A 7,266-nucleotide genomic window follows, 5' to 3' on the forward strand; every position below is an offset into this window, starting at 1 on the left:
ACCCCTCCCCCTACCCCCCTCCCGCAAGGGGAGGGGGGACTAGAAAGGAGGGCGGTGCGGTTCCTGTGGCGCTAAAGCGCGTCCCGCTTCAGGTCCAGCCAGTCGCGCTCGGCCTGGGTCAGGTCGGCGGACAGGCCTTCGATGTTGCGGCGGCTCTCGTCCAGCGTGCGCGGGCCGGACAGGGCGAAGGTGGCGAAGGGCTGCGACAGTACCCAGGCCATGGCGATCTGCACTGGGCTCGTGCCTTTGCTCCCAGCCAAAGCGATGGCCCGGCGCCGCCGTTCGAAATTGTCCTCGGCGTGCCAGGACTTCGCGATCTCCGGCTCCGCCTCTGCCTTGGACGGGTCGCCGCGCTCGGTGAAGAAGCCGCGGGCGGTCGAGGACCAGGCGAACAGCGCCGTGCCGCTCTCCTCCAGATACCGCAGCCACTCCGGGTCGCGGGCCGAGACGCAGCCGGCCCAGACAGGCTCGACCATCCGGGCCAGGGCGAGGTTGTTGCTCAGCACCGTGAAGCCGGCCTTGCCGTTGCGGCGGGCATAGTCGTTGGCCGCCCGGAACCGCTCCAGGCTCCAGTTCGAGCCGCCGAACACGCCGATCCGGCCCTCGCGGTGCAGGGTGTCGAGCACGTCGACGAACTCGCCGACCGGCACCTCCGGGTTGTCGCGGTGCAGGAAGTAGATGTCGGCGCGGTCGGTGCGCAGCGCCTCCAGGCTCTGCTCCAACTGGCTCCGCGCCGCCTCCGGCGTGCAGTTCGGCGTGTGCGCGCCCTTGCCGATCAGGACGATGTCGTCGCGCACCCCGCGTCTCGCCAGGTATTCGCCGAACAGCGCCTCGCAGCGGCCGCGCAGATAGATCCGCGCGGTGTCGAAGCAGTTGCCGCCGCGCTCGATATAGTCGTCGAACAGCGGCGCCGCCTGCGCCAGGTCGTCCTGATTGTCGACGCCCATCACCATGCGGGCGACCGGCCTGGCCACGCCCGGGATCGTGCCGTAGATCATCGTTTCCCCTTCCGCTCGCGCCTTACTCCGCCCGCCAGCAGGCCACGCCCTGCGGCGGCACCACCGGCCCGCCCAGCAGGTAGCGGCCGGCATCCTTCTCCGGCGCCGCCCAATCCGCCTCGCCATAGTTGAAGGCGAACGTCAGGTTTCCGCGCCGGCGCAGCCGCACCGCCTCCGGCAGCTCGGCGACGGGCAGCCCGACGCTGCCCAGCAGGTCGGCCATGACGCCGCGCAGCAGCGCCGGGTCGGGCCAGCCGGCCAGATAGAAGCGGTTGCCGTCGCCGACCAGGGCCGGGGCGCCATCGGCGAAGCTGGCCTGCACCGGCAGGTCGGTCTCCAGCCATTCGCGCCAGCGCCGGATGGATCCGGACAGGCCCGGCCCCTCGACCGGCTCGGCCAGGTTCGGGCGCAGCGACGCCACCTGGATCACCTTCAGCGGCAGCAGCTCCTGCAGCGCGCCGGGCGGCAGCTCGTCCGGGATGGCGAAGTCGCGGGTCTTCGACCCGGTGCGCGGGCCGAACAGGATGATGGCGTCGGTCGCGGCGAAGGCCTGCAGCGCGGCGTCCGAGACATGCGCCAGCGACGGCACCACCACCGCCTTGTAGCCGGCTAGGGACGCGCCGGGGCGGACGAAATCGACATCCAGGCCCAGGCGTCGGATCGCCTCGTACCAGCGGAACGCCAGGTCGGTGTAGCGGAAGTCGCGGCCCTGCGGCTGGATCCGGGTGATCCAGGAGGTCTCGTAGTCGAACACCAGCGCCACCGGGGCGCGGGCCGAGGCGGGCAGGGCGCCGATCCGGGCGAGTTCCTGTCCGACCTGCGTCGCCTCGAGGCCGCCGGGGGACAGCTTGCGGTCCGGCCGGTTCAGCCCGGCATGCATCTGCTCCTGCGCGAACGGGCATTGCCGCCAGCGGAAATAGCTGACCACCTCGGCGCCATGGGCCAGCGCCTCCCAGCTCCACAGCCGGACCATGCCGGACTTCGGCACCGGGTTCCAGGCGGCCCAGTTCACCGGGCCGGGCTGCTGCTCCATCACCCACCAGCGGCCGCGGCCGACGGCGCGGTACAGGTCGTGGTTGAACGGCGCTAGGTCGGGGTGCGAGGTGCGGGCCCAGCGTGCCCGCTCGTCATCGTCGCAGGCGATCTTCTCCAGCGTGCCCAGCGGGTAGCTGTCCCAGGAGGCGATATCCAGGTCCTCGCCCAGCGGCCAATGGTCGAACTCCTGGAAGAAGCCCATGAAGTTGTGGGTGACGAAGCGGCCCGGCGAATGCTGGCGGATGATCTCGACCTGCATCCGGTTGTAGGCCGCGACCTGGTCCGAGGCGAAGCGCCAGTAGTCCAGCCGTGCCGCCGGGTTGGTCTCGGTCACCGCGCCGACAGGGGCGGTGATCTCGTCGAAGCCGTTCACCTCCATCGACCAGAAGACGTTGCCCCAGGCCTGGTTCAGCGCCTCCGGCGTCTGGTAGCGGTGGCGCAGCCAGGTGCGGAAGGCGGCGACATCCTCGCGGCCATAGGACAGCACGGTGTCGTGGCAGCCGAACTCGTTGTCGGTCTGCCAGCCGGCCACCGCGTCGTGAGCTCCGTAGCGCCGCGCCACCTCCTCGGTGATCCGCGCGCTCTCGCGCAGCCAGGTGCTGCTGGAGAAGCTGGTGTGGCGGCGCGAGCCGAAGCCGCGGGTGCCGCCATACTCGTTGACCGGCAGGATGTCCGGGTGGCGGTCGACCAGCCATTTCGGCGGCGTCGCCGTCGGCGTGCACATCACCACCTTCAGCCCGGCGGCGCCCAGCGTGTCGATGGCGCGGTCGAGCCAGGCCCAGTCGAAGCGCCCCGGCTCCGGCTCGATCCGCGACCAGGCGAATTCGGCGATGCGGACGAAGGTTATGCCGACCTCACGCATTCGGCGGGCATCGTCCTCCCACCACGCTTCGGGCCAGTGTTCCGGGTAATAGCAGACGCCGAGCATGAGACAGCCTCGTCAGGAGCGAAGGGTAGGGCGTTACTTCACCGCGCCGGCAGTGATGCCGGCGACGAAGTAGCGCTGCAGGAAGATGAACACGACAAGCATGGGCAGGGTCAGCAGCATGGCCCCGGTCATGAGCGCGCCCCAGGGCACCACATTCAGCCCGATCAGGCTGCCCAGCGCCACCGGCGCGGTGCGCGCCCCCGGCTGGGTCGCGACCAGCAGCGGCCACAGGTAGTTGTTCCAGGAGGCCAGAAACAGGATGATCGCCAGCGCCGCCATGCTGGGCCGCACCAGCGGCAGGGCGATGGTGAAGAAGATCCGGCCCTCGCGCGCGCCGTCGATGCGGGCGGCGTCCAGCAGCTCCTGCGGCAGCGACAGGAAGGTCTGGCGCATGAACAGCACGCCGATCGAGTTGAACAAGGGCGGCACGATCACCGCGATCCAGGTGTTGGACAGGCCCAGGTCGCGCGCCACCAGCACATATTGCGGGATGATCACCACGGCATAGGGCACAGTCAGCGTCGCCACCAGCAGGCTGAAGGCGGCCTGCTTGCCGACGAACCGGAAGCGGGCGAAGGCGTAGCCGGCCATGCTGGTCAGCATCAGCGACAGCACGGCGGAGACGGTGGCGATGCCGATCGAGTTCAGCATCGCCCGGCCGAAGCTGGCGGTGTCGTCCAGGAAGGCCAGGTTCTCCCAGAAATTGCCCCCGGGGGTCAGCGGCAGCTCCGGCGAGAAGATGGCGTAGTCGGGCTGGGTGGCGAAGATCACCATCAGGTACAGCGGCGCCAGCCACAGCAGCGCGACGGGCGCCATGCCGCCGGTCAGCAGCAGGCTGCCCCAGCGGCGGCGCGAGGTCATGGAGCGGGACATGGCCATCTCCTCACGCCTTCCGGCCGCGGGTGAGCATCAGGTTGACGGCCGCCATCACCGCCGCCATGCCGGCGATGGTGTAGGCGATCGCCGCGGCGTACCCGAAGTTCAGGCTGACGAAGCCCTGCTTGTAGAGATAGGTGCCCAGCGTCTCGGTGGCGCCGCCGGGGCCGCCGCGCTCGGTGATCAGCCAGGGCTCGGTGAACAGCTGCATGGTGCCGATGATCGACAGCACCAGGCAGAACACCACGATCGGCTTCAGCAGCGGCAGGGTGATGCGGAAGAAGCGGGCGGCCGGGGTGGCGCCGTCGATCGCCGCCGCCTCGTACAGGTCGCGCGGGATCGACTGCAGCCCGGCCAGGAGGATGATGGCGTTGTAGCCGGTCCAGCGCCAGGTCACCGCCACCATGATCGTGGCCATCGCCGCGTCCGGGTCGTGCAGCCAGTCGATCGGCGCCAGGCCCAGCGCCGCGAGGCCGTGGTTGACCGCGCCGAACTGGCCGTTGAACAGCAGCCGGAACACCACCGAATAGGCGACGTCCGAGACCACCACCGGGGCGAAGAAGGCGAAGCGGTAGATCGGCCGCAGCTTCAGCAGCGGCGAGTTCAGCGCCACCGCCAGCAGCGTGGCCAGTGCCAGCATCACCGGCACCTGGATCGCCAGGATGATCAGCGTGTTCTTCAGCGCCTCCTGGAAGGCGCGGTCGACCAGCAGGCGCCGCCAGTTGATGCCGATGTTCCAGACCCAGGGGTTCACCCGCGTGTTCTGCAGCGACAGCAGCGCCGAATCGATGATCGGCCAGCACCAGAACAGGGCGAAGACCAGGAAGAAGGGCAGCAGGAACCAATACGGCGCCAGCGCGTGCCGCCGGCGGCGCCACCCGGCGCCGGCCTCCGCCGCGGGGAGCACGGCCCCGCGCGGGGCGCGAAGGCCGGCTCGGGTGGCGGCGCCCATCACTCGGCGACCGGCAGGCCGGTGGCGGCGGAGATCTGCTCGGCCGCCTCGTCCAGGGTCTCCTTGGCGGATTTCGAGCCGCCCTTCAGATAGGCCAGCAGGATGCCGTCGGCGATGTTGTCGGCCTCGGCGAAATACTGGGTGCCGCGCGCCGGCTTGATCTGCTGCAGCGTGTTCAGCACCACCTCCCAGATCTTCTGGCCGCCCCAATAGGGCTGTGCCTGCTGGACATAGGGGTCGTGAACCGCGTCCGGCAGGGTCGGCACCAGGCCCGAGGCCTTGAGCTGGGTGATCTGGCTGTCCGGCCGGCCGAGCGCGAAGTTGATGAAGGCCAGCGCCGCCTGCGGGTTCTTCGACGACGCCGGGATGGCGAGCGACGAGCCGCCGATATTGGCGGCACGGTTGCCGCCGGCGGCGAAGGCCGGCAGCGGGAACACGCCCCATTTGCCGCTCAGCTCCGGCGCGTTGCCGCGGACCGAGCCCTCATACCAGGCGCCGTAGACCGAGCTGGCCAGCCGGTTGGCCTTGATCGCCTGCAGGCTGCCGTCCCAGTCGCCTTCCATGAACAGGCCGGCATCGCCGATCTTCTTCACCGTCTCCAGCGCCTGGACGCAGCCCGGCTGGTTGACCGTGACAGTCTCGCCCGCCTCGTCGAAGAAGGCGCAGCCGGCCTGGTTGGCCAGGATGCGGAACCAGGTGGTGCTGGTCGCCCCGCTGTTGGTCGACAGGAACTTGACGTCCGGCCCGGCCTTGGCCTGGACGGCCTTGCCGGCGGCGATGAAGTCGTCCCAGGTGGCGATCTTCTCCGGGTCGACGCCGGCGGCCTGGTACATGTCGCGGCGGTAGAACACCACGGCCGGGCCGGAATCCCAGGGCATGGCGTAGATCTTGTCGCCGACGGTCAGCTCCGCCAGCTTGAATTTCGGGAATTTGGCGAGGAGGTCGGCCTCCTTCGCGTCCAGCGACTTCAGGTCCAGGAAGCAGTCGGGGAAGCGGGCCCAGAACACCTCGGATTCGTGGTTCTCGACCGAATAGACGTCCGGCATGTTGATGCCGCCGGCGGAGCAGCCGGCCAGGCCGCGGTCATAGACCGGCTGGTTGCCCAGGTCCTCGACCGTCACCTTGACGTTCGGATAGGCCTTGTTGAAGTCCGGCACCACGGCCTTCAGCGCCGTCGCCGCGACGTTCCAGCTCCAGACCGTGATCTCGCCCTTCACGTCCGACTGCGCCATCGCCGGCGCCGTCAGGGCCAAGACGGCCGCGCCGGCCAGCATGCCGGCAAACCTGCCGATTCCACTCATCAGGGTCCTCCCTCGTCTCGTGTTCGGTCCGACGGGCGGGTCCTGTGGGTGGCGGACCCCTCTTCGCGGAGCTTACCGTCGCCTTGCGGGGGGAGTATGAATCGATGGTTTCCGCATGTCGTCCCGCTCCGGGACGAATTCTTCCGGGATCCTAAGGTTGCCGATGAGCCGAGCCCAGAGCGTGCGCATACCGAGACTGCCCGGCCATTCCGAGCGCGCCGTCAGCGCCGACGCCCGGCGCGAGGTGCTGGTGATGCGGCGGGCGCACCAGCACAGCCAGATCGAGCTGAACCTGATGCTGGAAGGCGCCGCGACCTACCTGTTCAACGGAAGGCGGGTGACGATCGGGGCCGGCGACTTCGTGTTCTTCTGGGGCGCCATCCCGCACCAGACGATCGAGGTGTCCAGCCCGGCCAGCTTCGTCTGCCTGTACCTGCCGATCGAGATGTTCCTCAGCGCCGCGCTGGGGCCGCGGCTGAAGAGCTCGGTGCTGGGCGGCGGCCTGATCGGCGACCGCGCGCCGCTGCCCTTCGACGCCGCCCAGTTCGAGCATTGGCACGGCGAGCTGAACCGGGGCGACGAGCGAATCACCGCCCTGGTGCGGCAGGAGATCGAGCAGCGGCTGCGGCGCAGCGACCTGTGCGGCTGGGAGGTGCTGAGCGACACCGGCGACGGCGCCGCGGCGGCGGAGGGCCGGCACGCCAAGGTCTGGACCATGGCCGGCTTCATCGCCGCCCATGCCGGCGACCCGATCTCCGTCACCGACGTGGCGGCCTCGGTGTGCCTGCATCCGAACTATGCGATGGCGATCTTCCGCGAGGCGCTGGGCATGAGCATCGGCGGCTACCTGACGCGCCAGCGCCTCTACGTGGCGCAGGCGCTGCTGCTGTCGACCGACACCGACATCGTCACCATCGCCTTCGAGGCGGGCTTCGGGTCGGTGTCGCGCTTCTACGAGGCCTTCGGCCGCCACTTCGCCATGCCGCCGCGCCAGTACCGCATGCTCTATCGCGGCGGGTGAGGGCGGGCGCGCCCCGCCCCCTTCCCGGGCGATCACCCCCGGGCGATCGAGATGCCGCCATCCACCAGCGACGCGGTGCCGGTGACGAAGGAGGCGTCGTCCGACGCCAGGTAGAGGACCGAGCGGGCGATCTCCTCCGGCGTGCCGGCGCGCTT

General features: G+C 69.9%; 7 protein-coding genes. 1 reads left to right on the top strand and 6 read right to left on the bottom strand.

The window, feature by feature from the left end; all coding sequences use genetic code 11:
• Nucleotides 1-71 precede the first annotated feature (71 nt).
• From ABDW35_RS27940 to ABDW35_RS27960, 5 genes are read right to left on the bottom strand one after another with little or no spacing between them, the layout of a single operon-like run.
• Nucleotides 72-998: an aldo/keto reductase gene (locus ABDW35_RS27940; protein ID WP_343717130.1), complete on the bottom strand. Its 927-nt coding sequence runs from the start codon at nucleotides 996-998 to the stop codon at nucleotides 72-74.
• Nucleotides 999-1,020: 22 nt separating this feature from the next.
• The gene (locus tag ABDW35_RS27945; protein WP_343717131.1) at nucleotides 1,021-2,961 is read right to left on the bottom strand and encodes a beta-galactosidase; all 1,941 of its coding nucleotides are present in this window, start codon (nucleotides 2,959-2,961) and stop codon (nucleotides 1,021-1,023) included.
• A gap of 33 nt (nucleotides 2,962-2,994) precedes the next feature.
• On the bottom strand, nucleotides 2,995-3,834 hold the full coding sequence (locus ABDW35_RS27950; protein WP_343717132.1) for a carbohydrate ABC transporter permease: 840 nt from the start codon (nucleotides 3,832-3,834) through the stop codon (nucleotides 2,995-2,997).
• Between the two features lie 10 nt (nucleotides 3,835-3,844).
• Nucleotides 3,845-4,744 (bottom strand): sugar ABC transporter permease, encoded by a 900-nt coding sequence (locus ABDW35_RS27955; protein ID WP_343717133.1) that lies wholly within the window; start codon nucleotides 4,742-4,744, stop codon nucleotides 3,845-3,847.
• A 44-nt stretch (nucleotides 4,745-4,788) separates the two neighbouring features.
• Nucleotides 4,789-6,090 carry a sugar ABC transporter substrate-binding protein gene (locus ABDW35_RS27960; protein ID WP_343717134.1) on the bottom strand — a complete coding sequence of 434 codons (1,302 nt, stop codon included), beginning with the start codon at nucleotides 6,088-6,090 and terminating at the stop codon, nucleotides 4,789-4,791.
• Nucleotides 6,091-6,253: 163 nt separating this feature from the next.
• Here ABDW35_RS27960 and ABDW35_RS27965 point away from each other — a divergent pair, with 163 nt between their 5' ends.
• A complete protein-coding gene (locus ABDW35_RS27965; protein ID WP_343717135.1) occupies nucleotides 6,254-7,111 on the top strand; it encodes a helix-turn-helix domain-containing protein in 858 nt (285 codons plus the stop codon).
• A gap of 32 nt (nucleotides 7,112-7,143) precedes the next feature.
• Here the strand turns inward: ABDW35_RS27965 and ABDW35_RS27970 are convergent.
• The coding region (locus ABDW35_RS27970) for an SDR family oxidoreductase (protein WP_343717136.1) at nucleotides 7,144-7,266 on the bottom strand (123 nt) is incomplete at its 5' end.

This window comes from Inquilinus sp. (assembly GCF_039594555.1).
Lineage (GTDB): Bacteria > Pseudomonadota > Alphaproteobacteria > DSM-16000 > Inquilinaceae > Inquilinus.

Bases quoted from the DNA above. Each gene is read 5' to 3' on its own strand.
- ABDW35_RS27960 (WP_343717134.1), bottom strand. From the start codon at position 6,090: ATGAGTGGAATCGGCAGGTTTGCCGGCATGCTGGCCGGCGCGGCCGTC.
- ABDW35_RS27945 (WP_343717131.1), bottom strand. From the start codon at position 2,961: ATGCTCGGCGTCTGCTATTACCCGGAACACTGGCCCGAAGCGTGGTGG.
- ABDW35_RS27940 (WP_343717130.1), bottom strand. From the start codon at position 998: ATGATCTACGGCACGATCCCGGGCGTGGCCAGGCCGGTCGCCCGCATG.
- ABDW35_RS27950 (WP_343717132.1), bottom strand. From the start codon at position 3,834: ATGTCCCGCTCCATGACCTCGCGCCGCCGCTGGGGCAGCCTGCTGCTG.
- ABDW35_RS27965 (WP_343717135.1), top strand. From the start codon at position 6,254: ATGAGCCGAGCCCAGAGCGTGCGCATACCGAGACTGCCCGGCCATTCC.